Consider the following 23702-nt stretch of genomic DNA (forward strand, 5'->3'; position numbering starts at 1 on the left):
CGCAGTGCAGCATGGATCAAACAGATTGCCTCGATAATGACTATTGATCACGTCGATCTTGCGCGCGTCGATCTCAACCTCCTCGTCGCCCTCGACGCGTTGCTGATCGAGCGCAGCGTGACGCGCGCCGCGGCCCGCGTCGGACTCGGCCAGTCGGCCATGAGCAGCACGCTGGCGCGCTTGCGGACGCTGTTCGACGACGAGCTGCTGACGCGGGCACCCGAGGGCATGCGGCCGACGCCCCGCGCGCTCGCGCTCGCCGAGCCGGTGCGCACGGCGCTCCGGCAGATCCAGGCCCTGGTGCGGCGCGAGGACAGCTTCGACCCGCGGACCGTCGAGCGCGTCTTCACGATCGGCCTGCCGGACAGCACCGAGGTGCTGCTGGGTCCGAAGCTCCTGGCCTACCTGCGGGCGGAGGCGCCGGGCATCAGCCTGCTCCTGCGCTCGATCGACCGCATCCGGATCCTGCAGGAACTCGATGCCGACCGGGTCGATCTCGGCATCGGCCTGTTCTCGCAGGGGCAGAGCCATCACAAGCAGCGCCTGCTCTACCGCGACAGCTATGTCTGCCTGTTCAACGCGGAGCTGATCGGCATCGCGCCGCCCATCTCGCTCGACGACTACCTGCGCTTTCCCCACGTGCTGACGAGCCTCAGGGAGACGGCGCACGGCGTCGTCGACGACGCCCTGGCCAAGCTCGGCCTCAGCCGGCGGCTCGCCGTGACGACGCCCCGCTTCCTCGCCGTGCCCTTCCTGGTGCGCTCCGCCCCCGTGATCGCGACGATGCACGCGCGCCTGGCCCACTATTTCGCCGGCACCCTCGGGCTGACGGTGAGCCCGGCGCCGGTGAGCCTCGAGGACGTGTCCTTCTCGATGCTCTGGCACGCCTCCTACGACAACGACCCGGCCCATACCTGGCTGCGCCGGACCCTGGTGCGCCTCGCCGCGGAGCCGGACCTGCCGGGGCCGACTTGACGGCGCGGCCCACCTCGCCCGTGGGCGAGGTGGGCCGGCATCGGGACGCCAGCGTGGCGGAAGGGACCTAACCCGCGGCCTTGCGCGCCGCGAGAAGCAGCGTGTTCGGCCGGGTCTCCCGCGGCAGCGGCAGCACGCGGTTCAGAACCAGGGCACCGGCGTAGGCGACGGCGAGCGCCGCGTACCAGCTCTTGGCGGCGCGGAAATAGCGGTCGCGGCAGCGGATCGGGGTCAGCGTCGACATCCAGTGAATCATCGCGTCGTGCCGGTCCATGCCGATGGCGTGGACGCGCTCGGGCTCGAAGCCGAGGATGCGGGCAAGCGTCTCCAGGGCGGCCGGCGTCCACCAGGTCAGGTGGTGGGGCGGCGCGTTCATGATGAAGTTCGGGATCGTCGTGTTGGGCGAGGGCCAGAGCGGCGTGCCGATCAGGAGCGCGCCGCCGGGCTTCACGCAGGTCGCCATCGCGCGGGCGAAGGCGAGCGGCGCGGCGACGTGCTCCAGGACCTGGAAGGCGCAGACCACGTCGTAGACCGGGCCGACGCGGTCGGCATGCGCCGCGATCGTCTCGGCCAGGATGGTGCCGCTCGGATCCTCGCCGGCGAAGTTCGGGTCGAGCCCGACATAGGCCCTGCCGGGCACGTAGGCGCGGAAGCCGCCGTGCCCGCAGCCGACATCGAGCACCCGGGCGCCCTCCGGCACGTGCCCGGCGGCGGCCGCGAATTCGAGGCGGCGGGTGCGGGCTCCCGCAAGCTTGTCGTGCGCGCCGATCCGGCCGTAGAAGGCGCGGTAGAAGGGCTCGTCGCCCGCGACCATCGGGTCGAAGAAGATCAGCCCGGTCGGCGATTCCCACAGGCCGAAGCGCCGGGCCGGCAGCAGCAGGTGGCCGACATCGACGCCGCCGCTGTAGCGCCAGAGATCGGTGAGCAGGCGCGCCGAGACCCATTGCACGTGGCGGGCCGCCGGCCGGCCGGTGATCGGGCAGGCGGGCGCCTCGCCTTCGTGCCGAGCCTGATGAACCGGTGCCGCCTCCATCCCGCCTCCCGCGCGATCCGACCTCAGGACAACGGCCAGAACAGGGCGATGAGCCCGGTGCCGGCCACCACCACCATCAGCGAGAGCGGCAGGCCGAGGCGCGCGTAGTCGCCGAAGCGGTAGCCGCCCGGGCCCATCACCAGGGTGTTGCACTGGTGGCCGATGGGGGTGAGGAAATCGCAGGCCGCGCCGACCGAGACCGCCATCAGGAACGGGTCCGGATTGAGCCCGAGCTTGCCCGCGAGGCTCGCGCCGATCGGCGCCATCACCAGGACGGCGGCGGCGTTGTTGAGGAAGGGCGTCACCGCCATGGCGGCGACGAGCAGGAGGGCCACGGCGCCGATCGGCGGCACGTGCTGGACGAGGCCCGACATCCAGGTCGCAACGAGGTCGGTGCCGCCCGTGCTGCGCACCGCGTCGCTCACCGGGATCAGGGCGCCGAGCAGCACGATCACCGGCCACTCGATGGTGTCGTAGGCCTCCTGCATGGTGAGGACGCGCAGCAGCATCAGCGCCACGGCCGCCCCGAAGAAGCCCATGGCCACCGGCACCAGGTGGAGCGCGATGAGCAGCATCGCGGCGCCGAGCACCACGATCGGGATGTAGCCCCGCCGGCTGCGGCCGAGGCCGAGGCTGCGCTCGGCGAGCGGCAGCAGCCGCAGCGCCCGCAGCGCGTCGGGCAGCGCCTCGTTCTCGCCGCGCAGCACCACCACGTCCCCGGCCCGCAGGCGCACGCTGGCCAGGCGCCCCGTCACGGCGCCGCCGGTCCGGCTCACCGCCAGCAGGCTGATGCCGTGGCGCCCGGCGAGGTCCGCGCCCGCCACCGTGACGCCCGCGAGCGGCGACTCGGCCGGCACCACGGCCTCGGCGACCTTCACGAGGCCGCCGCCGCGCGCGGCGCGGCCGACGAGTTCGAGCCCGGCGCGGGCCACGATGCGCTCCAGGTCCTCCGGCTCGCCGCTCAGGAGCAGCACGTCGTCGGCGGCGAGCCGCCAGTCCGGCCCCGGCACGTAGCGGCGGAAGCGTTCGCGGATCACGGTCGCGACCGTGACGTCGCCGTCGCCCCGCTGCTCGAGATCGCGCACGCTGGCCCCCACCAGGGCCGAGCCGGCGGGCAGGCGCGCCTCCGTGGTGTAGGCCGCGAGCGTGAAGGAGGCGCCCGAGCCGGCGGGCCGCCGGTCCGTCGGCAACAGGCGGTAGCCGACCGCCAGGAACGCCAGCCCGATCAGCGCGAGACCGAGGCCTACGGGCGTGAAGTCGAACATGCCGAAGGGCTGACCTGTGACGTCGGCGCGGACCTTCGAGACGATGATGTTCGTGGAGGTGCCGACCAGCGTCACCAGTCCCCCGATCAGGGAGGCGAAGGACATCGGCATCAGCAGGCGCGAGGCCGGCGTGCCCGTCTTGCGGCCGAGCTGCAGCGCCACCGGCATTAAGATCGCGAGCGCGCCGATGTTCTTCGTCACCATCGAGAGCGCCATGACGGCGCCCGCGAGCGCGGGGACCTGCAGGCTCGGCGCGCGCAGGTAGGGCAGGAGCGGCCGCATCGCGCTCTCCACCACGCCCGAGCGCGAGACCGCCGCCGAGATGACGAGGGCGTTGCCCACGATGATCACGATGTCGTCGGAGAAGCCGTCGAAGGCCTTGGCGGCCGGCACGATGCCGATCGCGACGCCGGCCACCAGCGCGAGGAGCGCCACGAGGTCATAGGGCAGCCGTCCCCAGACGAAGAGGGCGACCGTGCAGCCGATCAGCCCGAAGGCGAGCCCCTGGTCGAGGGTCATGGAGTTCCGATTCGCGTGCGGGAGCGGACCCGGCCCGCTCGGGCGGGAAGGCGCAGAGGTAGGCCGGAAGCCTTGGCAGGCCAATGTCCGCGAGGCGGTTTTCCGGTCGGCGTGTCGGCGCGGACCCTGGCGCAGGCCCTGCGGCCCGATTCCGGAGGCGGGGCGCCGGCGGATCCCGGAGGAATGGTCTCGGGGCGCGGGACAGGGCCGCGCGCGCGCCGTGTTTACACCCGCGGCCGCCTCGTCCATCAAGCCGCCCGTGGACCGGCGGTGGAGGCGGCGATGCGAACGGCCCAGGCTCGCCGCGAGGCGCCGCGTCTCGTGCCCCCGACCGTGGAGGCGCCGGAGCGCGACCTGTCGCTCTGGCGCTACCTCGCGGCGCTGCGTACCAACGGCATCGGCGGATGGTCGCGGCGCGCCTACGAGGAGCCCGTCGTGCACCGGCGCGTCCTCGGGCGGCACAGCTACACGATCAACGATCCGGACATGATCCGGCACGTCCTCGTCGACAACCAGGGAAACTACGCCCGCACCTCGGCGACAGTGCGGATCCTGCGGCCGGTGCTCGGCGACGGCCTGCTGATCAGCGAGGGCGCGGCCTGGCGCCGCCAGCGCCGGGCGCTCGCCCCGGCCTTCACCCCGAAGGCCGTGGAGGAACTCGTGCCCCACATCGCGGCCTCCGTCGACGGGGCGCTCGCCGACCTCGCCGCGGCCGCCGCGCGCGGGCCCGTGGACCTGTTCCCGGTGCTGCACGGCCTCGCGCTCGAGATCGCGGGCCGCACCATGTTCTCGGTCGGGATGCAGAGCCATGGCCCGCACCTGCGCGACCTCGTGACGGAATACGGCGACCGGCTCGGGCGGCCGCACATGCTCGACATGCTGCTGCCGCTCAAGGTGCCGGCCCCGCTCGACTTTGCGCGCGCCCGCTTCCGGCGGCGATGGATCCCCTTCCTCGACGCGATCATCGCGGCGCGGGCGGCCGAGACGGCGCCGCGGGCGGCGCGCGACCTCCTCGACCTCCTCGTGAGCGCGCGCGACCCGGAGACGGGCGAGGCCTTCACGCAGGCGCAGCTGCGCGATCAGGTCGCCACCATGATCCTGGCCGGACACGAGACCACCGCGGTGGCGCTGCTCTGGGCGAGCTACCTCCTGGCGCTGGCGCCCGAGATCCAGGAGCGGGTCGCCGAGGAGGCGGCCGGCGCCGGCCTCGACGGGGACCTCGCGCACGAGCCCCGGCTGCCGCTCACCCGGGCGGTCGTCGACGAGACCCTGCGGCTCTACCCGCCGGCCTTCGTGATCGTGCGCGCGGCCCGTGGGCCCGACCGCCTGGGCGACATCGCCGTCGCGCGGGGCGACGTCGTGGTGGTCTCGCCCTGGGTCCTGCACCGGCACCGCCGGCTCTGGACGGATCCCGACGCGTTCGATCCCGCGCGCTTCCTGCCGGGTGCCCCGGCCGTGCCGCGCTTCGCCTACCTGCCGTTCGGGGCGGGTCCGCGGGTGTGCATCGGCGCGCATTTCGCGCTGACCGAGGCGACGCTGGCGCTCGCCAAACTGGTGGCCCGGTTCCGCGTGAGCCTGCCCGAGGGCGAGACGGTGCTGCCGGCCGCCGTGGTAACGACGCAGCCCGACCACGCGCCGGCCTTCGCGTTGCGTCCGCGGCGGCCCTGAGGCCGTCCGCCATCCGGTTCAGGCCGCCGCGAGGCTGCCCTTGCCCGCCGGCTCGCCGCGGCCGCCCGAGAGCTTGGCGGCGGCCATCATGGGCAGCTCGATGTCGACGCCGAGCGTCGAGACGCCCTCGCCGCGTTCGACCTTGATCTGCACCTTGTCGCGCTCGATCGCGACGTGCTTGGCGATCACCGCCAGGATCTCCTCGCGGAGCGTCACCACGAGGTCGGAGCGCCCGTTATCGGCCCGCTCATGGGCGATGATCAGCTGCAGGCGCTCCCGCGCCACCGGCGCGGACCCGCGCCGGGAGAAGAGGCTGAGAAGGCTCATGCCGCCCTCCTTGTGAAGAACTTGCCGAGAAAGGACTTGCGGTCGCTGGGCACGCTCATCGGGATCGCCTCGCCCTTGAGCCGGCGCACGGCATCGGCGTAGGCGCGGGCGGGCGCCGAGAGCGGGTTGTTCAGCGTCACCGGGCAGCCGACGTTCGAAGCGCGCAGCACCTCCTCGCTCTCCGGGATGATGGCGAGCAGCGGGATCGAGAGGATCTCGAGCACGTCGTCGACCTTGAGCATGTCGCCGCGATCGGCCCGGTTGGGGTCGTAGCGGGTGAGGATCAGGTGCTTGTCGAGGGTCTCGCCCTTCTCGGCCTTGACGGTCTTGGAATCCAGCAGCCCGATGATGCGGTCGGAATCGCGCACCGAGGAGACTTCCGGGTTCGTCACCACCACGGCGACGTCCGCGTGGCGCATGGCCAGCGTCGCGCCGCGCTCGATGCCGGCGGGCGAGTCGCAGATCACCCAGTCGAACTTCTCGCGCAGCTCGTCCATCACCCGGGCGACGCCGGCATCCGTCAGCGCGTCCTTGTCGCGGGTCTGCGAGGCCGGCAGCAGGGAGAGGTTGTCGAGCCGCTTGTCGCGGATCAGGGCCTGCGGCAGCTTGGCGTCGCCGTTGACCACGTTGATGAGGTCGTACACGACGCGCCGCTCGGCGCCCATGACGAGGTCGAGGTTGCGCAGGCCGACGTCGAAGTCGACGACGCAGACGCTGGAGCCGCTCTGCGCGATGGCCGCGCCGAGTGCCGCCGTGGTGGTCGTCTTGCCGACGCCGCCCTTACCCGATGTGACGACGAGAACCTTGGACATTCTCGCTTCTCCTTAATCCAAGCTTGCCATTCTGATTGCACCGCCATCGAGCCAGATCTGCGCGGCCTTGCCCCGCAGGGTCGGGCCCATCTCCTCGGCCGTCCGGACGAAGCGATCGATCCCGAGCAGTTCCGGCTCGAACTTGCGGCAGTAGATCCGGGCCCGCGGGTTGCGGGCGGCGCCGGCGATGGCCCTCCCGCGCAGCGCGCCGTAGACGTGGATGGAGCCCCCCGCCAGGATCTCGGCCCCCGAGGAGACCGAGCCCATCACGGTGACGTCGCCGTTCGGATGCACGATCGACTGGCCGGAACGGACCGCGCCCTCGATGGTCAGCGAGGTCAGGGGCTCGGGCTCCGGCGGGAGCTTCGGGATCTCGACGGTGGCGACGGGGCGGCCCTGCGCGAGCAGCGGCGGCAGGGCCTCGCCCATCATGGCGGGCTCGGCGCCCTCCACCCCGAGGATGCGGATGCGGCGCTGGCCGAGATCGGCGAGCAGCCCCGCGAGGTCGTCCCGGCCGGGCTTCCAGGCGGCGACGTCGAGGATCAGGGCGCGCCCGTCGAACAGGGTCGGCGAGCGCTTCAGCATCGCGTCGAGATCGGCGAGCCAGTCGGCCAGCGGCGTCTCGGGCGTGAGCGACAGGGCCTTGAAGGCGCGGCCGCGGAGCGGGAGGAGTCGGCGGGGAGGAGCTTGGCTTGTCACGGCGGTGAACGATCCCTTACCGGGACCATTGACGGCCGATATGGTTACCGAACGGTTAAGAATTTGACCGGGTTGTTAAACGCACGCAAAAATCGCTCACGATGCTGCTCCGCGGCGAAGTTCGCGATGTCCTGGCATCGACAAGGCTGCGATCAGGCCAAGAAGGCCGCCGAGCCTGATCTTCGCGGACGTGCGGAGAATGCCGCCCGACCGGGCCATGGACGCAATGTACATTGCAGTACCTTGGCCGCGCTGCCGCCGCGGCGGCCCGTCGAGCGATTGAATTCAAGCCGCGGACCCTGCCGTCCTGAACCATCTCGTCCGCGAAACCTCGCGAATCATCTGATCCTGTCCCGCCATTCCGTGCCATTCCGGGACGCGGCTGCCCGAAACGCGCCTCAATCCAGCGACGTGACCTTGATCGTGTCCTCGACGAGGCGGACCTCGACGGCCTGCCCGCGCTGGCCGGGGCCGAGATCGTCGGCCGTGCGGTAGAGCCCGTCGATGGCGATGAGCTCGGGCTCGAACCTGCGGCAGTAGATGCGGGCCTGCGGGTTGCCGGCCGCGCCCGCGATGGCCCGTCCCCGCAGGGTCCCGTAGACGTGGATCGAGCCCCCGGCGATCACCTCGGAGCCCGAGGCCACCGACCCCATCACGGTGATGTCGCCCTCGAGGTGCAGGATCGTCTGGCCCGAGCGGACCGGGGTGTCGAGGATCAGCGAGCGCAGGGGCGCGGCCGCGGCCGGGGCCGCGGCGGGCGCCGGGGCGCCGGGCTCGGGAGCCTCGACGTCGCCCGCCGGGCGCCCGCCCGAGAGGGGCGGCGGCAGGCCGGGGCCGAGCAGCGCCGCTCCCGCGCCCTCGATGCCCAGGATCGCGATGTCGCGGGCCCCGAGATCGGAGACGAGACCCGCGAGGTCGTCGCGCTCCAGGCTCAGGCCCGACACGTCGAGGATCACGGGCCGCCCGGAGAAGAAGGCGGGCGAGCGCCGGGCCAGGGCGTCGAGGTCGGCGAGCCAGTCGCCGACCGGCAGGCTCGGGGCGAGCACCATGGCCATGAAGGAGCGGCCACGGAAACGGATCGGGGGGCGGGGCGCTGTCTGTGTCACGGGGCTGCTGTGGTTCTCGTCCGCGGGCATGAGCGCCCGGTCTCTGATCGGTGGGGCCAGCCTGCGGGCCGGGATGCTAACCCGGCTCCGTTCCGAAGAAGGCCGCCGCGAAGGCGTCGTCAACACGTTTCGCGATTCCCGTCGAGCCGGTGCAGCGACGAACAGTCGAGTGCCGCCCATCCTGAGTAACGCGCCGGACCAACCTGGAATGATTCCGAAACATAGCCGTTGCAGCGGCAAGCTTCGTCTTGCTACTGCGCCGGGCAGATCCTGCGATCGACCGTTCCATGCGGCGGGTGCGGTCGATTCCGGGGCCGCCCGCCGCTCCATCACGGGTAGCACGCTGCGCATGAGTGGAAAACACGACGGGCGGGGCTTCGCCTATCGCGCCGCGGTGGCGGGACGGGTACTGCTCGCGGCCTGCGGCGGCTACGGCATCGCCGCCTTGTTCACGGCGCTCCTCTCCCTGACGCTGCCGCTGGCCTCCTCCGAGGCTGTCGCGGCGGCGACGGTGTCGAGCTTCGCCGTGATGGTGGCCGCCGTGATCTTCGTGTTCGCGGCCCGCAGCCTCGGCCGCGCCGTGCTCGGGCTCGGCGTCCTGAGCCTCCTCCTCGGCGGCGGGCTCTGGCTCGTCCAAGGATCGGCATGAGGATCGGGATCGGCGTGAGGCTCGCACCGGCATGAGACAGGGATTGCGCCCATCGATGGCGTGGCTGCACGCCTGGTCCGGCCTCGTGGTCGGCTGGGTGCTGTTCTGCATCTTCGTCACCGGCACGGCGACCTATTACCGCGCCGACATCTCCGCCTGGATGCGGCCCGAGCTGCGCGCGGGCGCCGCGATCGACGCGGGGGCGGCGGCGGACCGGGCCGCGGATTTCCTGAAGGCCAGGGCTCCCGACGCCCAGGGCTGGTTCATCGACCTGCCCCGGCCCGACAAGCCGCTCACCGAGGTGCACTGGTGGAGAAGCCTCGCGGGCCCGTTCCACCACGCGCTGCTCGACCCCCTGACCGGCGAGCCGAGCCGGGCCCGCGACACGAAGGGCGGCGACTTCCTCTACCGCTTCCATTTCGAGCTGAACCTGCCGCCGCTCTGGGGCCGCTGGATCGTCGGCATCTGCGCGATGATCCTGCTGATCTCCCTCGTCTCGGGCATCATCACCCACCGGCGCATCTTCGCCGACTTCTTCACCTTCCGGCGGGACAGGTCGGCCCAGCGCGGCTGGCTCGACGCGCACAACGTCACGGGCGTGCTGGCGCTGCCCTTCCACCTGATGATCGCCTATTCGGGCCTCGTCACCCTCGCGCCGATGTACATGCCCTGGGGCGTGCAGGCGGCCTACAAAGGCGACGAGACCCGTTTCTTCGTCGAGTCCGGGCTGATGCCGGAGATTCGCCCCGCCGCGGGCAAGCCCGGCGGCCTCGTCTCGCTGGCGCCTCTGGTCGCGCAGGCGCAGGCGCGGGTTTCCGAGCCCCTGGAGCACATCGCCGTCCACAATCCGGGCGACGCCGCCGCCACGATCGTGGCGATCTTCGAGGAGCCGCACGGCCTCGCCCATCAGCATCCGCAGATCGCCTTCGACGGAGCGAGCGGGGCGGAGCTCGGCGCGACCGGGGCCGCGCAGCCGGCGACCCATATCTCGACGGCCTTCGTGGGCCTGCACGAGGCGCATTTCGCCGGGCCCGCCCTGCGCGTCCTGTTCTTCCTGTGCGGCCTGATGGGGGCCGCGACCATCGCCACCGGCCTCGTCCTCTGGACCGTGGCGCGCCTGCCGAGGGCGGGCGAGCGGCCGGGCCTCGGCGTCCGCCTCGTGCGCGTCCTCAATGTCGGCACCGTGGCAGGCCTGCCCGTCGGGCTCGCCGCCTATTTCCTGGCGAACCGCCTCCTGCCCGCGGCCCTTCCGGGGCGGGCGGACTGGGAGATCGGCATCTTCTTCGGCGCCTGGGCCTGCATCGCCCTGGCGGCGGTCCCGCGGCCGCATCTCAGCGCCTGGCGCGAGGCGTTCGGCCTCGCGAGCGCGCTCTTCCTGAGCGTGCCGGTGGTCAGCGCGATCACCACGGGCGAGCATCCCCTCGACGGCGAGGCGCGCTACCTCGGCTTCGACGCCGCCATGCTGGCGCTGAGCGCGCTCCTCGCCGTCGCGGCCTACCAGGCCGGGCGCCCCCGGGCCCCGCGCCGGCCCGCGCGGGCGGAAGCCGCGCCCGCCGCGGCGCGCCCGCCGCAGCCGCGGCCGGTCGGGGCGCCGCTGACGCGCCGCGCCCCGCCGGCGGGAGCGCGGCACCGCGCATGACCCCGACCGTGCTCGCCCTCAACCTCGCGCTGAGCTTCGCGTCCCTCGCTTCCCTCGCGCTCAGCCTCGACCGGCACCATCGCGACGCCTTCCTGGCCCGCGTGCCGAGGACGCGGGCCCGCGCGCTGCGGCTCGCCGGCTGGGCCGGGATCGGCCTGTCGCTGGCGGCCGCCGTCGCGCTGGAAGGCTGGAACTTCGGCCCCGTGCAGTGGGTCGGCGGCCTGACCGGCGCGGCGCTTGCCGTGGTCGCCCTGCTCTCCTACCGGCCGCGCTGGCTGCGGCCGGCGGCCCTCCTCGCGCTGCCGCTCGCGCTCCTCGCTCTGCCGTTCGCCCTCAGGGGCTGAAGGCCCGCATGCAGGGATTGCGCCGCCGGCCCTTGCCGGATGCGCCGCCACCTTCTATTGCAACGCAACAGCTCGAACCCGTACCCGGCGTGGCCGGCCGCCCATCGGCGGCCCGCGACGTGACGGGTTCTTTTCGCTTCGGATATCCCATGAAGCTGCGCAACATCGCCATCATCGCCCACGTCGACCACGGCAAGACGACGCTCGTCGACAAGCTGCTCCAGCAATCCGGCACCTTCCGCGAGAACCAGCGGGTCGAGGAGCGGGCGATGGACTCGAACGACCTCGAGAAGGAGCGCGGCATCACGATCCTCGCCAAGGCGACCTCGGTCGTCTGGAAGGACACCCGCATCAACATCGTCGACACCCCCGGCCACGCCGATTTCGGCGGCGAGGTCGAGCGCATCCTCTCGATGGTGGACGGCGTCGTGGTGCTGGTCGACGCCGCCGAAGGCCCGATGCCGCAGACCAAGTTCGTGGTGTCGAAGGCCCTGAAGATCGGACTGCGCCCGATCGTGGCAGTCAACAAGGTCGACCGGCCGGACGCGCGCATCAACGAGGTCGTCAACGAGGTCTTCGACCTGTTCGCGGCCCTCGACGCCACCGACGAGCAGCTCGACTTCCCGATCCTCTACGGGTCGGGCCGCAACGGCTGGATGGCGGCCTCGCCCGAGGGCGACCAGTCGGAGGGCCTCGCCCCGATGTTCGACCTCGTGCTCGAGCACGTGCCGCAGGCGCGCACCGAGGAGGGCCCGTTCCGGATGCTCGGCACGCTGCTCGAGGCCAATCCGTTCCTCGGCCGCATCGTCACCGGCCGCATCGCGTCGGGCACGGTCAAGCCCAACCAGTCGATCAAGGTGCTCGACCGCGCCGGCAAGGTGGTCGAGACCGGCCGCGTCTCCAAGATCCTGGCCTTCCGAGGGCTGGAGCGCCAGCCGATCGATGTCGGCGAGGCGGGCGACATCGTCTCGATCGCCGGCCTGATGAAGGGCACGGTGGCCGACACCTTCTGCGATCCCGCCGTCGACACCCCGATCCAGGCCCAGCCGATCGATCCGCCGACCGTGACGATGTCCTTCATCGTCAACGACAGCCCGCTCGCCGGCACCGAGGGCGACAAGGTCACGAGCCGCATGATCCGCGACCGCCTGTTCAAGGAGGCCGAGGGCAACGTCACGCTGAAGATCGAGGAGGCTGCCGACAAGGACAGCTTCTACGTCTCGGGCCGGGGCGAGCTGCAGCTCGCGATCCTGATCGAGACCATGCGCCGCGAGGGCTTCGAGATCGCGGTCTCGCGCCCGCGCGTCGTCTTCGAGAAGGACGAGGACGGCAACCTCCTGGAGCCGATCGAGGAGGTCGTGATCGACGTCGACGAGGAGCACTCGGGCGTCGTCGTGCAGAAGATGTCGGAGCGCAAGGCCGACATGCTGGAGATGCGGCCCTCGGGCGGCGACCGCCTGCGCCTCGTCTTCCACGCGCCCACCCGCGGCCTGATCGGCTACCAGGGCGAGCTGATGACCGACACCCGCGGCACCGCCATCATGAACCGCCTGTTCAAGGCCTACGAGCCCTACAAGGGCGAGATCGCCGGCCGCCGCAACGGCGTGCTGATCTCGAACGACAAGGGCGAGGCGGTGGCCTACGCCATGTGGAACCTCGAGGATCGCGGGCCCATGATGATCGAGCCGGGCTGGAAGGTGTACCAGGGCATGATCATCGGCGAGCACAACCGCGAGAACGATCTCGAGGTGAACGTGCTCAAGGGCAAGAAGCTCACGAACATCCGCACCACCTCGAAGGACGAGGCCGTGCGCCTCACGCCCCCGATCCGGATGACGCTCGAGAAGTCGCTGGCCTGGATCCAGGACGACGAACTCGTCGAGGTGACGCCGAAGTCGATCCGCCTGCGCAAGACGGTCCTCGATCCGAACGACCGCAAGCGGGCCGAGCGCTCGAAGGAAGCGCTCTCGGCGTAACGATTCGCGAGGGGCCGGGCGGCAGCGTCCGGCCCCTTTTGCGTTCCGGGCCTCAGCTGCTGCCCGGATCGGTCTCGTCGCCCCCGTGAGAATGCCCACCGGATCCGCCCTGCGGCCCGAGGCCGGGCTTTCCGCCGGTCTTCTCGCTCGGATCCGTCACGGCGTCGGGCGCGATGTTGGCGGGCTTGGCCCTCGGGGGAGGGGATGACCCCTTCGGTGGCGGGGAGGCCGGCTCGCGGTCCGTCTCGTCGCTCATCGATCCCTCCCGGCGTCAGCGCGCCTCGCGCTCGGCCTTCGACAGGCCGTCGGCCACGGTCTCGCCCGCGCGGGGGCCGCGCGAGGCCTTCTGGTCGGAATGACCGCCGGAGGAGCCGCCCAGCGCCGGCGGGTTGCGGCCGGGCTCGCCGCCCGCGTCCCAACCTTCCTTGCGCTCGGCGTCGGAGCGGCCGCCCGTGCCCATGCGGGTCATCTCGGCCTGTTGCGGCGTCTGACGGCCGCCGCCCGCGGGCTCGCCGCCGGGCGTGCCGACGGCCTCGTCCGGCTTGCGGGTGACGGTCTCGGTCGGGACGGAATCGCCGTTCGCGGCCATCAGCGCTTCCCGTCGTCCTGCCCGACCGGCGCCGTGGCGCGGTCGATGGCCTCGCGCGCCGACGCGCCGGGCTGCTCCGCCTCGCCGCGCAGCCGGCGGAGGTTCTCGGGCGGCGTCTCGGCCTCGGTCTCGTCGGTGGCGTCCTGGCGGGGCAGGCCGCTCGCGAGCCGGGCCGATTCAGCCTGGCCGGACGGGTCGCCCTTCAGGTCGGCCTGTGTCCGGGAGGGCACGCCGACGTCGAGCGGCGACTCGCCTCCGAGATCCTGCCCGTTGCGGTCGGTATAGGCGTCGAACTGCTTCAGCGACGGCCGGTCGCGGTTCTGTTCGGTCATGGCTGCTCCTCCTGATGTGGCGGGACAACCGTGCCGACGGGGCCGGGGTTGCGTCAGGGCTCCTGCGCGCGGCGCCTCTCGGCCGGCGCGCGGCGGCCGAGAGGCGCCCGGCGCCGGACCCGAGCCCGATCAGATGCCCTCGAACAGGGCCGAGGAGATGTAGCGCTCGGCGAACGAGCAGGCGACCGTGACGATGCGCTTGCCCTTGAACTCGGGCCGGCTCGCCAGTTCCAGCGCGGCCGCGACGTTGCCGCCCGTCGAGATGCCGCCCGGGATGCCCTCGAGTCGCCCGAGCAGGCGCGCCGTCTCGAAGGCGGTCTGGTTCGAGACCGTGAGCACCTCGTCGATCACGCCGCGGTCGAGGACGCCGGGCACGAAGCCGGCGCCGATGCCCTGGATCTTGTGCGGGCCGGGCTGGCCGCCGGACAGGACCGGGGAATCCTCGGGCTCGACGGCCACGACCTTGAGGTTCGGCAGGCGCGGCTTCAGAACCTGCCCGACGCCCGTGATGGTGCCGCCCGTGCCGACGCCCGCCACGAAGGCGTCGAGCTGCCCCTGCGTGTCGTTCCAGATCTCCTCCGCGGTCGTCTTGCGGTGGATCTCGGGGTTGGCCGGGTTCTCGAATTGCTGGGGCATCACGGCGCCCGGGATCTCCTGGAGGAGCTCCTCGGCCTTGGCGATCGCGCCCTTCATGCCCTGCGGGCCGGGGGTGAGCGCGAGCTCGGCGCCGAGGAAGGCCAGCATCTTGCGCCGCTCCAGCGACATCGTCTCGGGCATGACGAGGATGAGCCGGTAGCCGCGGGCGGCCGCCACGAAGGCCAGCGCGATGCCGGTATTGCCCGAGGTCGGCTCCACCAGGGTGCCGCCGGGCTTCAGCCGGCCGGAGGCTTCCAGCGCGTCGATCATGTTGACGCCGATGCGGTCCTTGACGCTCGCGATCGGGTTGAAGAACTCGAGCTTCAGCAGGATCTCGGCGTCGATGCCGCGCTCCTGGGGCAGGCGGTTCAGGCGCACCAGGGGCGTGTTGCCGATGGTCTCGGTGATCGAGCCGAAGACGCGGCCGTGGCCGGGCTTGCCGGAGGGGGACGAAACAGCGGAATCGGCCATGGAAATCTCCTGGGCGGCAAAGGTCGTGATCGAAGCCGCGAAGGGCGGCGAATGCCGTCAGGGCTGACGCCTAGCCGATATCCCGGATCGCGTCGAGGTACTCCTTAATCTACGAAACAGTTCTGTTGATTGCCGCGTTCCGGAAGTTGCGCGCCGGCAGAACGCCACGCCTCCAGGAAGCCCCGCGCCATGGCCTCGACGCCGAACGCGGCCTCGATCCGGGCGCGCCCGGCCCCCCCGATGGCGGCGCGTTCCGGCGCCGAGAGCTGGGCGACCTCGCGGAGCGCGAGAGCGAGGGCCTCGGCGTCGTGCGGCGGCACGAGGCGGCCGAGATCGCCCAGGATCAAGCCCGCATCGCCGACCCGCGTCGCGACGGGCACGAGCCCTGCGGCCATGCCCTCGGCGAGCGCGTTCGAGAAGCCCTCGCCGAAGGCCGAGGACGAGACCGCGATGTCGGCCGCCGCGACGACGCGCTCCGGGTCGTCGCGGCGGCCGAGCGCCCGGACATTGGCCGGCAGATCCAGATCCGCCGTGCCCGCGCCGATCAGAACGAGCCGGACGTCCGGCACCCGTGCGGCGGCCCGCAGCAGGGTCGCGTGGTCCTTCATGGGGTCGACCCGGGCGGCGTGCACGGCGACGACCGCCCCGGGGGACAGGCCGAGTTCGGCCCGGAGGGCGGCGCGGGCCTGCGGATCGGGCCGGAAGCGGGCGGTATCGATGCCGTTCGGGATCACCGCGATCCGGCGCGGGCGATAGCCCTGCGCCCGGTGGAAGTCGACGCCCGCCTGGCTGTTCGAGATCACGAGGCCGGGCCAGCCCGAGAGGCGGGCCGCGAGGGCGAGCAGCCGCCCGTAACGGGCATGGTCGATGTCCGAGTTTCGCAGGCCCCAGGCCAGCAGCGTGCCGCGGGGCGCCCCGGCGAGGCGGTGGGCGAGCGCCGCGAACAGGTCTCCGTGATAGAGCCAGCCCTGAAGCACGGCCGGCCGCAGGCGCCTGACGAGCCGGGCGAGCGCCCACAGGCTCACCGCCGAGCCGGCGAGCCCGCGCGGCGCCAGCGTGTGGACCGCGATGCCGAGATCCTCCAGCACGGCGGCGTTCGGCCCGCCCGCGGTGAGGCTGACCACGTGCTGGGGGAGGCCGCGTGCCGAGAGCGCGCGGCAGAGCGCGACCAGCATGGTCTCTGCGCCCCCGGTGCGAAGGCCGGAGATGACGTGCAGGACGGGGCGGAGATCGGTCATGCGGTGATCGCCGGATCGGGCCGGTCTTCCGGCCGCGCCGCGCGGTGTCGGGGCGGCCCGGCCTCCGGGCGCGGACGCCGGCGGTCCGGCTGACCGGGCTCAGGCCATGAACAGGCGCGTCGAGAGGACGAGGAGGGTTGCGAAGAGCGAGGCGCCGGCCGCGATCCGCAGCGCTCCGGGATGCGCGGCCCCGGGAGCCGTGTAGCGGGCATCGTCCAGCGCGTCGCGCCGCAGGACCGCCCCGTCCGCCCGAATCCCGATTCGCTGACGCATACGCCGTCTCGTCCCTGTTCCGGGACGAAGCAGGCACCGTGGCGCTTCAAGGCCGTGTAAACCGGGCCGTTAAACCGGAGATCGTGGTCAACGGCCACTTAAGAGGCGGCCGCCTCGCCGCCGAGATCCGGGGCGAGGGCGGGCTCGGGCGAAAGCTCAGAGCGCCCGGTCGAAGCGCAACTCGCCGTTCGGGCTCTTGATCACGAGCTGCGAGCCGACGAGGTCCCACTGCGCCGCGGTGCGCAGGGCGACGAAGAAAGCCTGCTCCGTGGCCTGCAGGCCCTTGTCGCAGGACTTCTTGGTGAGCGCCAGCGGACCGACGGCGAGGTGCTGCTCGCGCAGCGGGAAGGCGGTCGCCGCGAAGGTATTGCAGCCGCCGTAGCCGCGGGCGCGGTACTGCTTGTCGATGATGAAGCTCGGCCGGTCGCCGCTCCCGAAGGCCTTGCCGTTGAGACTCACGGCGGTCCAGGTCGAGTCGAGCGGGAAGATCTTCTCCTGCGCCTTGGCGGCCGGAATGTACTGCTTCTTCTCTTCCTCGCCTCCGGGACGGCGGTTCTTCGATCCGAAACCCGTCACGCCCTGCGCCTGCGCGTCCGTGGCCGTGGTCACTGCCCCGGCCGCGACAGCACAGACCAGCGCGGCGATCAGCATCGCTCTCATCGTCTGGCCCCCAATATCTGCCTGCATCGCGTCGATCCTGCTCCCGGGCCCGCGCCGTTGCGCGGGGTCCCCGGCCGCACGCCGACGGTCGCGGTGCTCTCGAGGCGGACCTTGCATCCGGGACGTGCAGCAGCGCCAATCCGATAAGATTTCAGCACAAATATGGTCAAGGCCGGGCGCGCGCGGATTTTCGCGCGATTCCCAGCGGAATCCGCACGCGCTCGATCCGTCGGACGCCCGCGGGCAACGATCCGGGACGCGCGCCGTTGTCGAGACGCCGCCCGCCGCGCCATGATGCGCGCCGGACGGCGGGATCATCGGCGAGGAGGAGCGTTTGACCGGATCGGACGAGGGAGGGCAGAGCGGATGGGCCTCGGCCCCGATGAGCGCGGCGCAGTCGCGGGCCGCACGCGGCCTGCTCGGCTGGTCCGAGGCGGATCTCGCGGCCAGGGTCGGGCTCGACGAGGGCTTCGTACGAACCTTCGAGGCCGGCCGCAGCGACCCGGCCTCGGGCCAGATCGAGGCCCTGCGCAGCGCCCTGATGGCGGCGGGCGCGGTCTTCACCGACGGTGATTCGCCCGGCGTGCGCCTGGAGCGCCGGGCCGAGCCCGACGAGGGCACGCGGCCCGACGACCTCACCACCGAGAACGACCGCTGAGCCTCAGGTCCGGGCCGTCGCCAGGGCCTTCAGGTCGAAGCCCGGGTCGGCGGCCTGCGCGGGCGTCAGGGGCGTCCCGGCCGCGAGGAGGCGCCGGGCGATCATGTGGTCGGCCGCCCGGTTGACGGATTCCACCCCGCTCAGCGCGCCGTCCCGGAACCGGAACACCGAGAAGGCCTCGCCCGTGCCGCGCACCACGCTCGGGTCGGCGGGGCCGGCGAGCCCCGCCATCTGCAGCTTGTAGGGGCCCTGGTCGCTCCAGAACCAGGGCACGGCCGCGTAGGGGCTCGGCCGCCCGGTCAGGCGGGCCGCGAGGCAGCGTCCCTGGTCGATCGCGTTCTGGACCGACTCGATGCGCACCGATCCGTCCTGCGAGAGGCCGTGCGCGAACGGGCTCGGGAAGCGGGCGCAGTCGCCAACCGCCGAGATCGCCGGGTCGGCGGTCGCCAGCATCGCATCGATCCGGATGCCGTCGCCGACCGCGAGCCCGGCCCCGGCCGCGAGCTCCTGATTGGGCAGCACCCCGATTCCGACCAGGACGAGGTCGGCAGCCAGCACCTCGCCGCCCGAGAGCCGCAGGCCGGTGACGCGCCCGTCCGCACCCTCGATCGCCTCCACGGCCGCCTCGAAGGCGAAGCGGACGCCGAAGCCCTCCTGCGCGGCGCGGAAGAAGGCCCCCATCTCGGCCGAGACGGCCCGCGCCATCGGCCGGGCCATGGCCTCGACCACGGTGACGTCGAGGCCGAGCGCGGCCGCCACCGCCGCGAATTCGAGGCCGATGAAGCCCGCCCCCACCACGGCCACGCGGCGCGCCGTGCCGATCGCGGCCTTCAGCACGTCGGCATCGGCGAGCCCGCGAAGCTGGCGCACCCCGTCGAGATCCGCTCCCGGCACCGGGAGCGGGCGGTTGCGCGAGCCGGTGGCGAGGACGAGATGGTCGTAGGCGAGGCTCTCGCCGTCGGCGAGGCGCAGGCGACGCGCGTCCCGGTCGATGCCGGTCGCGACCCGGCCCGCCATCAGCGCGATGCGGTGCTCGGCGAGATAGCTTTCCGGGCGCAGGCTCAGGGAGTCGGCGTCCGCCTTGCCGGCGAGATAGGCCTTCGACAGGGGCGGGCGCTGGTAGGGGAGGGCCGTCTCCTCGCCGACGATCGTGACGGGATCGGCGAACCCCGCCTCCCGCAGCGAGGCCGCGACCTGGAATCCCGCCTGCCCGCCACCGACGATGACGATCCCGGCCCTGTTCATGCGCGCGCCTCCGCGGTCGCCGCCGCGTCGACGCCCGGCAGCCAGCGGGCTCCGTCCTGCATCAGGTATTCCCAGAAGGCGCGGGCGGCCGGCCCCAGCACCTTGTCGGCGCGGCGCACCGCGTACCAGTCGCGCCGGATCGGCAGCCCCTGCACGTCGAGGAGCACGAGGCGCCCGGTCTCGACCTCCGCCGCGACCGTGTGGGCGGACAGGAGCGCGATCCCGAGCCCCGCCATCACGGCTTGCTTGATCGTCTCGTTCGAGCCGGAATCGATCCCGAGGCGGGCCCGCTTGATGATGACGCCGCTCATGAACTCCTCGAACACCGTGCGGGTGCCGGAGCCCTCCTCGCGCACCAGGAAGGATTCCTCGGACAGGTCCGCCCGCGTCAGACCTGTCCGTCCGGCGAGCGGGTTCGAGGGGGCGGCGATCAGAACGATCGGGTGCGGCCCGAAGATCTCCGCCTCGATCGCGAAGTCCCGCGGCGGCCGGCCCATGATCGCGAAGTCGATCTCGTAGTTGCGCAGGGATTCCACCGTGCTGCCGCGGTTGCCCACCGAGAGGTTGATCTCCACCCCGGGATGGAGCCCGACGAAGCCGGCGATCACCTGCGGGGCGAAGTACTTGGCCGTCGAGACCACGCCCATCGTCACGCGCCCGCCCGCGCCCCCCTTCAGCGTGCGCAGCCGATCGGTGCAGGTCTCCAGCACGGTGTTGATGCTGTCGATCGCCCACAGCATCTCGCGGCCCGCATCCGTCGGCTTCAGGCCCGTGGGCGTCCGGTCGAACAGCAGCAGGCCCGCCTCCTCCTCCAGCTGCCGGATGCGGGCGTAGAGGGCGGCGGAGGTGACGTTCAGCTCCTGCGCCGCCCGCGTCATGGTTCCGAGCCGGGCGACGGCGGCGACGGCCTGCAATTGTTTCAAGGACAGGTTGCGCATGCGAGGTTCTTAGTTTTTTTTTGACCTGCCGCAAGATTTTTTAGAAATCCTTCCCTCGCGATTTGCAGCCCTCTGGCGCTCTGGCGGGCCCGGGCGGTATCATGCCAAAGCCGTCGCCGATATGGGCTCGGCCCAGGACGGACAACACGGGAAGGACCTCGGCCGATGGCGATGGGATCTCTGACGATCGGGGCGCGGCTCGATGCGTGTCTGGCGCAGAGCGTGGCGGACCGGGCCGAGCTCGTGGACGTCGCCGCGGTGATCGAGGCGATCGCGGGGGCGGCCATCGACATCAGCGAGGTGATCGGCCGGGGCGCGCTCGGCGGCGACCTCGCCGCGACGGGGGAGCAGAACAGCGACGGCGACGTGCAGAAGGCCCTCGACGTGATCGCCCATACCCGCGTCACCGAGGCGCTGCGGGGGGCGCCGGTGGCGGAGGTCGCCTCCGAGGAGGCCGAGGACGTGATGCGCCTCAGCGCGGGCGCGCCCCTCGCCGTCGCGATCGATCCCCTCGACGGATCGTCGAACATCGGCGTCAACATGGCCGTCGGCACGATCTTCGGCATCCGCCCGGCCGTGCAGGATCCCGCCAATCCGATCGCCTCCTTCACGACGCCCGGCACCGCGCAGCTCGCGGCCGGCTTCGTCACCTACGGGCCGGCCACCGCCCTGATCCTGACGCTCGGCGAGGGCACCCAGGTCTACGTCCTCGACCGGGCCGAGCGCGCCTTCCGGCTGACCCATGCGAGCCTCGACGTGCCGGTCTCGGCCAAGGAATACGCCATCAACGCCTCGAATGCCCGCCACTGGGACGCGCCCATCAAGGCCTTCATCGAGGATTGCCTGGCCGGTTCCGAGGGGCCGCGCGACAAGGACTTCAACATGCGCTGGCTCGGCTCGCTCGTGGCGGACGCGCAGCGGGTGCTGATGCGCGGCGGCGTGTTCCTGTACCCGGGCGATGGCCGCAAGGGTTACGCGCAGGGTCGCCTGCGCCTCCTCTACGAGGCCGCGCCCATCGCCATGCTGATGGAGCAGGCGGGCGCCGGCGCCACCGACGGCGAGCGCCGCATCCTCGACATCGAGGCGACCGGAATCCATGAGCGGGTCCCCCTCGTGTTCGGCTCGCAAGAAGAGGTCGCCTGCGTCGCCAAGTATTTCGGGGGCCGCAACCACGCCGCCTCGCGCTCGCCGCTCTTCGGCCAGCGCGGCCTGATGCGCGGCTGAGCGAGGCGCAACCGGCCGCCACCATGTCCGCACGTCACCCCATCATCTCGGTGACCGGCTCGTCGGGAGCCGGCACCACCTCCGTCCGCAACACCTTCGAGCAGATCTTCCGGCGCGAGGATGTCAGCGCCGTCTACATCGAGGGCGACGCCTTCCACGCCTTCGACCGCGAGACCATGCGGCGCATGATGGCCGACGAGCCGACGCTCAGCCACTTCGCGCCGCGGGCGAATCTCCTGCCCGAACTCGAGGAGGTGTTCCGCACCTACGGCGAGTCGGGGGGCGGGCGCAGCCGGCACTACGCCCACGACGCGGGCGACGCCGCCCGCTACGGCACGCCGCCCGGGACCTTCTCGCCCTGGGAGGATTTCCCGCCGGGCTCGGACCTCCTGTTCTACGAGGGCCTGCACGGCTGCGTGGTCAACGACAGCGTCGACATCGCCCGCTACGCCGACCTCAAGATCGGCGTGGTGCCGGTGATCAACCTCGAATGGATCCAGAAGCTGCACCGGGACCGCTCGTTCCGCGGCTACTCCACCGAGGCCGTCACCGACGTGATCCTGCGCCGGATGCCCGACTACGTGCAGACGATCTGCCCGCAATTCTCCTGGACGGACATCAACTTCCAGCGGGTGCCCACCGTCGACACCTCGAATCCGTTCATCGCCCGCTGGATCCCGACCGCCGACGAGTCGATGGTGGTGATCCGCTTCAAGGACCCGAAGGGCATCGACTTCTCCTACCTCGTCTCCATGATCCACGACAGCTTCATGAGCCGGGCGAATTCCATCGTGATCCCGGGCGGAAAGCTCGACCTCGCGATGCAGCTCATCCTCACGCCGATCATCATGCAGCTCGTCGAGCGCCGCCGCCGGCTCGCCTGAGGCCCGGCGCAGACCCGCCCGAATGTCCAATGTCCTGTCGGCGGCCGGACCCCGCACTATATTGCGGCGCAGCAGGCTCCGCGCAGAATCACGGTCAGGATCCATGAAGAGCCCCATCATCGCGCCCTCGATCCTCTCGGCCGACTTCGCCAGGCTCGGCGAGGAGGTCCGGGCGGTCGACGCGGCCGGCGCCGACTGGATCCACCTCGACGTGATGGACGGGCACTTCGTGCCGAACCTCACCTTCGGGCCGCCGGTGATCAAGGCCCTGCGCCCGCACTCGCGCAAGCCCTTCGACGTGCACCTGATGATCGCCCCCGCCGATCCCTACCTCGCGGCCTTCGCGGAGGCGGGCGCCGACACGATCACGGTCCACGCGGAGGCCGGCCCCCACACGCACCGCTCGCTCCAGACGATCCGGAGCCTCGGCAAGCGCGCGGGCCTCGCCCTCAATCCCGGCACGCCCGCCGCCGCGGTCGAGCCCCTGATCGACATGATCGACCTCGTCCTCGTGATGACGGTCAATCCCGGCTTCGGCGGCCAGATCTTCCTCGGCAGCGCGCTCGAGACCGTCTCGCGGGTGCGCACGATGGCGGCCGGGCGCGACATCGACATCGAGGTCGACGGCGGCATCGGCCCCGAGACGGTGGCCCGGGCCGCGGCCGCGGGCGCCAACGTGTTCGTGGCCGGCAACGCCGTGTTCCGCGACGGGCCCGGCCGCTATGCCCACCACATCGCGGCGATCCGCCAGGGCGCGGAGGGGGCGGGTGGAGGCGGCGCCGGGCTGTCATGCTGAGGGCCCTGATCTTCGACGTCGACGGCACGCTCGCCGAGACCGAGGACCTCCACCGCCAGGCCTTCAACCGCGCCTTCTCGGCGCTCGGCCTGCCCTGGCGCTGGGAGCCGACGCTCTACGCCGACCTGCTGCGGGTGATGGGCGGCAAGGAGCGGCTCGCCCACTACATCGAGACCCGCCACGCGGGCGAGGCTCCCGCGCTCCTGGCGCGGCTGCCCGAGATCCACAGCCTCAAGACGCGGATCTACGGCGATCTCGTCGAGAGCGGCGCGCTCGGCCTGCGCCCCGGCATCGCCCGGCTCCTCGCGGAGGCGCGGGCGGCGGGCCTCCGGCTCGCGGTTGCCACCACCACGAGCCGGCCGAACGTCGACCGGCTGATCCAGGTGAACTTCCCCGAGGGCGAGGCGCCCTTCGACGTGATCGCCTGCGGCGACGAGGCCGCGCGCAAGAAGCCGGCCTCCGACATCTTCGACCTCGCGATCCGCCGCCTCGACGTCGCGCCCGCCGAGGCCGTGGCCTTCGAGGATTCGGCCGCCGGCATCCGCTCGGCGCTGGATGCGGGGCTGCCCGTCATCGCCACCCGCAGCGCCTATACCGGGAGCCACCGCCTCGACGGCGCCTTCTCGGCGGTCTCGGACCTCGGCGAGCCCGGCCGGCCGCACCGCCACATCGCGGGCTTCGCCTGGCCGGACGGCGTCGTGACGCTGGCCGCGCTCCGGGCCTGGCACGCCGCGCGGGCCTGAGCG

General features: G+C 72.2%; 26 protein-coding genes. 11 read left to right on the plus strand and 15 right to left on the minus strand.

From position 1 onward, the window contains the following. Positions 1–36 precede the first annotated feature (36 nt). Complete coding sequence (locus WDW90_RS13190) at positions 37–975, plus strand: LysR family transcriptional regulator (protein WP_336487842.1); 939 nt, start codon at positions 37–39, stop codon at positions 973–975. A 67-nt stretch (positions 976–1042) separates the two neighbouring features. On the opposite strand, the gene WDW90_RS13195 is transcribed toward WDW90_RS13190, so the two are convergent. After that, positions 1043–2008, minus strand: coding sequence for a class I SAM-dependent methyltransferase (locus tag WDW90_RS13195; RefSeq protein ID WP_336487843.1), 966 nt, complete (start codon positions 2006–2008; stop codon positions 1043–1045). A 23-nt stretch (positions 2009–2031) separates the two neighbouring features. After that, a complete protein-coding gene (locus WDW90_RS13200; protein WP_336487844.1) occupies positions 2032–3792 on the minus strand; it encodes an SLC13 family permease in 1761 nt (586 codons plus the stop codon). Between the two features lie 282 nt (positions 3793–4074). Between WDW90_RS13200 and WDW90_RS13205 the strand changes: the two genes are divergently transcribed. Further along, a complete protein-coding gene (locus WDW90_RS13205; RefSeq protein ID WP_336487845.1) occupies positions 4075–5460 on the plus strand; it encodes a cytochrome P450 in 1386 nt (461 codons plus the stop codon). 18 nt (positions 5461–5478) lie between these two features. Here the strand turns inward: WDW90_RS13205 and minE are convergent, their stop codons facing one another. The 4 genes from minE to minC (WDW90_RS13225) form a co-directional block, all read right to left on the minus strand. Beyond that, the gene (gene minE / locus WDW90_RS13210; protein WP_336487846.1) at positions 5479–5787 is read right to left on the minus strand and encodes a cell division topological specificity factor MinE; all 309 of its coding nucleotides are present in this window, start codon (positions 5785–5787) and stop codon (positions 5479–5481) included. After that, a complete protein-coding gene (minD, locus tag WDW90_RS13215; RefSeq protein WP_336487847.1) occupies positions 5784–6599 on the minus strand; it encodes a septum site-determining protein MinD in 816 nt (271 codons plus the stop codon). The genes minE and minD overlap by 4 nt, the downstream gene beginning before the upstream one ends. Before the next feature lie 12 nt (positions 6600–6611). Then, positions 6612–7298, minus strand: coding sequence for a septum site-determining protein MinC (gene minC / locus WDW90_RS13220; protein WP_336487848.1), 687 nt, complete (start codon positions 7296–7298; stop codon positions 6612–6614). A gap of 398 nt (positions 7299–7696) precedes the next feature. After that, positions 7697–8434, minus strand: a complete 738-nt coding sequence (gene minC, locus WDW90_RS13225) for a septum site-determining protein MinC (RefSeq protein WP_336487849.1) — start codon at positions 8432–8434, stop codon at positions 7697–7699. 319 nt (positions 8435–8753) lie between these two features. Between minC (WDW90_RS13225) and WDW90_RS13230 the strand changes: the two genes are divergently transcribed. The 4 genes from WDW90_RS13230 to typA all read left to right on the plus strand — a co-directional run bounded on the left by WDW90_RS13230 (position 8754) and on the right by typA (position 13012). Continuing rightward, positions 8754–9053: an iron transporter gene (locus tag WDW90_RS13230; RefSeq protein WP_336487850.1), complete on the plus strand. Its 300-nt coding sequence runs from the start codon at positions 8754–8756 to the stop codon at positions 9051–9053. Positions 9054–9084: 31 nt separating this feature from the next. After that, complete coding sequence (locus WDW90_RS13235) at positions 9085–10692, plus strand: PepSY-associated TM helix domain-containing protein (RefSeq protein ID WP_336487851.1); 1608 nt, start codon at positions 9085–9087, stop codon at positions 10690–10692. After that, on the plus strand, positions 10689–11036 hold the full coding sequence (locus WDW90_RS13240; RefSeq protein WP_336487853.1) for a DUF3325 domain-containing protein: 348 nt from the start codon (positions 10689–10691) through the stop codon (positions 11034–11036). The genes WDW90_RS13235 and WDW90_RS13240 overlap by 4 nt, the downstream gene beginning before the upstream one ends. 149 nt (positions 11037–11185) lie before the next feature. After that, positions 11186–13012: a translational GTPase TypA gene (typA, locus tag WDW90_RS13245; protein ID WP_336487854.1), complete on the plus strand. Its 1827-nt coding sequence runs from the start codon at positions 11186–11188 to the stop codon at positions 13010–13012. Positions 13013–13064: 52 nt separating this feature from the next. Here the strand turns inward: typA and WDW90_RS13250 are convergent, their stop codons facing one another. From WDW90_RS13250 to WDW90_RS13280, 7 genes are all read right to left on the minus strand, one after another. Further along, positions 13065–13268 (minus strand): hypothetical protein, encoded by a 204-nt coding sequence (locus WDW90_RS13250; RefSeq protein WP_336487855.1) that lies wholly within the window; start codon positions 13266–13268, stop codon positions 13065–13067. A gap of 15 nt (positions 13269–13283) precedes the next feature. Beyond that, complete coding sequence (locus tag WDW90_RS13255; protein WP_336487856.1) at positions 13284–13601, minus strand: hypothetical protein; 318 nt, start codon at positions 13599–13601, stop codon at positions 13284–13286. Then, positions 13601–13933 carry a hypothetical protein gene (locus WDW90_RS13260; protein ID WP_336487857.1) on the minus strand — a complete coding sequence of 111 codons (333 nt, stop codon included), beginning with the start codon at positions 13931–13933 and terminating at the stop codon, positions 13601–13603. The genes WDW90_RS13255 and WDW90_RS13260 overlap by 1 nt, the downstream gene beginning before the upstream one ends. 129 nt (positions 13934–14062) lie before the next feature. Next, positions 14063–15040: a cysteine synthase A gene (gene cysK, locus WDW90_RS13265; RefSeq protein ID WP_336487858.1), complete on the minus strand. Its 978-nt coding sequence runs from the start codon at positions 15038–15040 to the stop codon at positions 14063–14065. Between the two features lie 104 nt (positions 15041–15144). Further along, the gene (locus WDW90_RS13270; protein WP_336487859.1) at positions 15145–16278 is read right to left on the minus strand and encodes a glycosyltransferase; all 1134 of its coding nucleotides are present in this window, start codon (positions 16276–16278) and stop codon (positions 15145–15147) included. Positions 16279–16377: 99 nt separating this feature from the next. Further along, entirely contained in the window at positions 16378–16551 is a 174-nt protein-coding gene (locus tag WDW90_RS13275) for a hypothetical protein (RefSeq protein WP_336487860.1), read from the minus strand. A gap of 156 nt (positions 16552–16707) precedes the next feature. Beyond that, positions 16708–17211 (minus strand): META domain-containing protein, encoded by a 504-nt coding sequence (locus WDW90_RS13280; RefSeq protein ID WP_336487888.1) that lies wholly within the window; start codon positions 17209–17211, stop codon positions 16708–16710. Between the two features lie 382 nt (positions 17212–17593). Between WDW90_RS13280 and WDW90_RS13285 the strand changes: the two genes are divergently transcribed. Further along, positions 17594–17869, plus strand: coding sequence for a helix-turn-helix domain-containing protein (locus WDW90_RS13285; RefSeq protein WP_336487889.1), 276 nt, complete (start codon positions 17594–17596; stop codon positions 17867–17869). 3 nt (positions 17870–17872) lie between these two features. On the opposite strand, the gene WDW90_RS13290 is transcribed toward WDW90_RS13285, so the two are convergent. After that, on the minus strand, positions 17873–19114 hold the full coding sequence (locus tag WDW90_RS13290; RefSeq protein ID WP_336487861.1) for an NAD(P)/FAD-dependent oxidoreductase: 1242 nt from the start codon (positions 19112–19114) through the stop codon (positions 17873–17875). Next, positions 19111–20052 (minus strand): LysR family transcriptional regulator, encoded by a 942-nt coding sequence (locus WDW90_RS13295; protein WP_336487862.1) that lies wholly within the window; start codon positions 20050–20052, stop codon positions 19111–19113. The genes WDW90_RS13290 and WDW90_RS13295 overlap by 4 nt, the downstream gene beginning before the upstream one ends. A 165-nt stretch (positions 20053–20217) precedes the next feature. Between WDW90_RS13295 and WDW90_RS13300 the strand changes: the two genes are divergently transcribed. The 4 genes from WDW90_RS13300 to WDW90_RS13315 all read left to right on the plus strand — a co-directional run bounded on the left by WDW90_RS13300 (position 20218) and on the right by WDW90_RS13315 (position 23699). Next, positions 20218–21276 carry a class 1 fructose-bisphosphatase gene (locus WDW90_RS13300; protein ID WP_336487863.1) on the plus strand — a complete coding sequence of 353 codons (1059 nt, stop codon included), beginning with the start codon at positions 20218–20220 and terminating at the stop codon, positions 21274–21276. Positions 21277–21299: 23 nt separating this feature from the next. Continuing rightward, positions 21300–22160: a phosphoribulokinase gene (locus WDW90_RS13305; protein WP_336487864.1), complete on the plus strand. Its 861-nt coding sequence runs from the start codon at positions 21300–21302 to the stop codon at positions 22158–22160. A gap of 103 nt (positions 22161–22263) precedes the next feature. Next, positions 22264–22956: a ribulose-phosphate 3-epimerase gene (rpe, locus tag WDW90_RS13310; RefSeq protein ID WP_336487865.1), complete on the plus strand. Its 693-nt coding sequence runs from the start codon at positions 22264–22266 to the stop codon at positions 22954–22956. Next, entirely contained in the window at positions 22950–23699 is a 750-nt protein-coding gene (locus WDW90_RS13315; protein ID WP_336487866.1) for an HAD-IA family hydrolase, read from the plus strand. The genes rpe and WDW90_RS13315 overlap by 7 nt, the downstream gene beginning before the upstream one ends. Positions 23700–23702: the final 3 nt, after the last annotated feature.

Source organism: Methylobacterium nigriterrae, from assembly GCF_037106235.1.
Lineage (GTDB): Bacteria > Pseudomonadota > Alphaproteobacteria > Rhizobiales > Beijerinckiaceae > Methylobacterium > Methylobacterium nigriterrae.

Bases quoted from the DNA above. Each gene is read 5' to 3' on its own strand.
- WDW90_RS13240 (WP_336487853.1), top strand. From the start codon at position 10,689: ATGACCCCGACCGTGCTCGCCCTCAACCTCGCGCTGAGCTTCGCGTCC.
- WDW90_RS13230 (WP_336487850.1), top strand. From the start codon at position 8,754: ATGAGTGGAAAACACGACGGGCGGGGCTTCGCCTATCGCGCCGCGGTG.
- WDW90_RS13195 (WP_336487843.1), bottom strand. From the start codon at position 2,008: ATGGAGGCGGCACCGGTTCATCAGGCTCGGCACGAAGGCGAGGCGCCC.
- WDW90_RS13290 (WP_336487861.1), bottom strand. From the start codon at position 19,114: ATGAACAGGGCCGGGATCGTCATCGTCGGTGGCGGGCAGGCGGGATTC.
- WDW90_RS13270 (WP_336487859.1), bottom strand. From the start codon at position 16,278: ATGACCGATCTCCGCCCCGTCCTGCACGTCATCTCCGGCCTTCGCACC.
- WDW90_RS13305 (WP_336487864.1), top strand. From the start codon at position 21,300: ATGTCCGCACGTCACCCCATCATCTCGGTGACCGGCTCGTCGGGAGCC.
- WDW90_RS13235 (WP_336487851.1), top strand. From the start codon at position 9,085: ATGAGACAGGGATTGCGCCCATCGATGGCGTGGCTGCACGCCTGGTCC.
- rpe (WP_336487865.1), top strand. From the start codon at position 22,264: ATGAAGAGCCCCATCATCGCGCCCTCGATCCTCTCGGCCGACTTCGCC.
- minE (WP_336487846.1), bottom strand. From the start codon at position 5,787: ATGAGCCTTCTCAGCCTCTTCTCCCGGCGCGGGTCCGCGCCGGTGGCG.
- WDW90_RS13250 (WP_336487855.1), bottom strand. From the start codon at position 13,268: ATGAGCGACGAGACGGACCGCGAGCCGGCCTCCCCGCCACCGAAGGGG.
- WDW90_RS13190 (WP_336487842.1), top strand. From the start codon at position 37: ATGACTATTGATCACGTCGATCTTGCGCGCGTCGATCTCAACCTCCTC.
- WDW90_RS13205 (WP_336487845.1), top strand. From the start codon at position 4,075: ATGCGAACGGCCCAGGCTCGCCGCGAGGCGCCGCGTCTCGTGCCCCCG.
- WDW90_RS13285 (WP_336487889.1), top strand. From the start codon at position 17,594: ATGAGCGCGGCGCAGTCGCGGGCCGCACGCGGCCTGCTCGGCTGGTCC.
- WDW90_RS13275 (WP_336487860.1), bottom strand. From the start codon at position 16,551: ATGCGTCAGCGAATCGGGATTCGGGCGGACGGGGCGGTCCTGCGGCGC.
- WDW90_RS13260 (WP_336487857.1), bottom strand. From the start codon at position 13,933: ATGACCGAACAGAACCGCGACCGGCCGTCGCTGAAGCAGTTCGACGCC.
- cysK (WP_336487858.1), bottom strand. From the start codon at position 15,040: ATGGCCGATTCCGCTGTTTCGTCCCCCTCCGGCAAGCCCGGCCACGGC.
- WDW90_RS13315 (WP_336487866.1), top strand. From the start codon at position 22,950: ATGCTGAGGGCCCTGATCTTCGACGTCGACGGCACGCTCGCCGAGACC.
- WDW90_RS13255 (WP_336487856.1), bottom strand. From the start codon at position 13,601: ATGGCCGCGAACGGCGATTCCGTCCCGACCGAGACCGTCACCCGCAAG.
- typA (WP_336487854.1), top strand. From the start codon at position 11,186: ATGAAGCTGCGCAACATCGCCATCATCGCCCACGTCGACCACGGCAAG.
- WDW90_RS13200 (WP_336487844.1), bottom strand. From the start codon at position 3,792: ATGACCCTCGACCAGGGGCTCGCCTTCGGGCTGATCGGCTGCACGGTC.
- WDW90_RS13280 (WP_336487888.1), bottom strand. From the start codon at position 17,211: ATGAGAGCGATGCTGATCGCCGCGCTGGTCTGTGCTGTCGCGGCCGGG.
- minC (WP_336487849.1), bottom strand. From the start codon at position 8,434: ATGCCCGCGGACGAGAACCACAGCAGCCCCGTGACACAGACAGCGCCC.
- WDW90_RS13295 (WP_336487862.1), bottom strand. From the start codon at position 20,052: ATGCGCAACCTGTCCTTGAAACAATTGCAGGCCGTCGCCGCCGTCGCC.
- WDW90_RS13300 (WP_336487863.1), top strand. From the start codon at position 20,218: ATGGCGATGGGATCTCTGACGATCGGGGCGCGGCTCGATGCGTGTCTG.
- minD (WP_336487847.1), bottom strand. From the start codon at position 6,599: ATGTCCAAGGTTCTCGTCGTCACATCGGGTAAGGGCGGCGTCGGCAAG.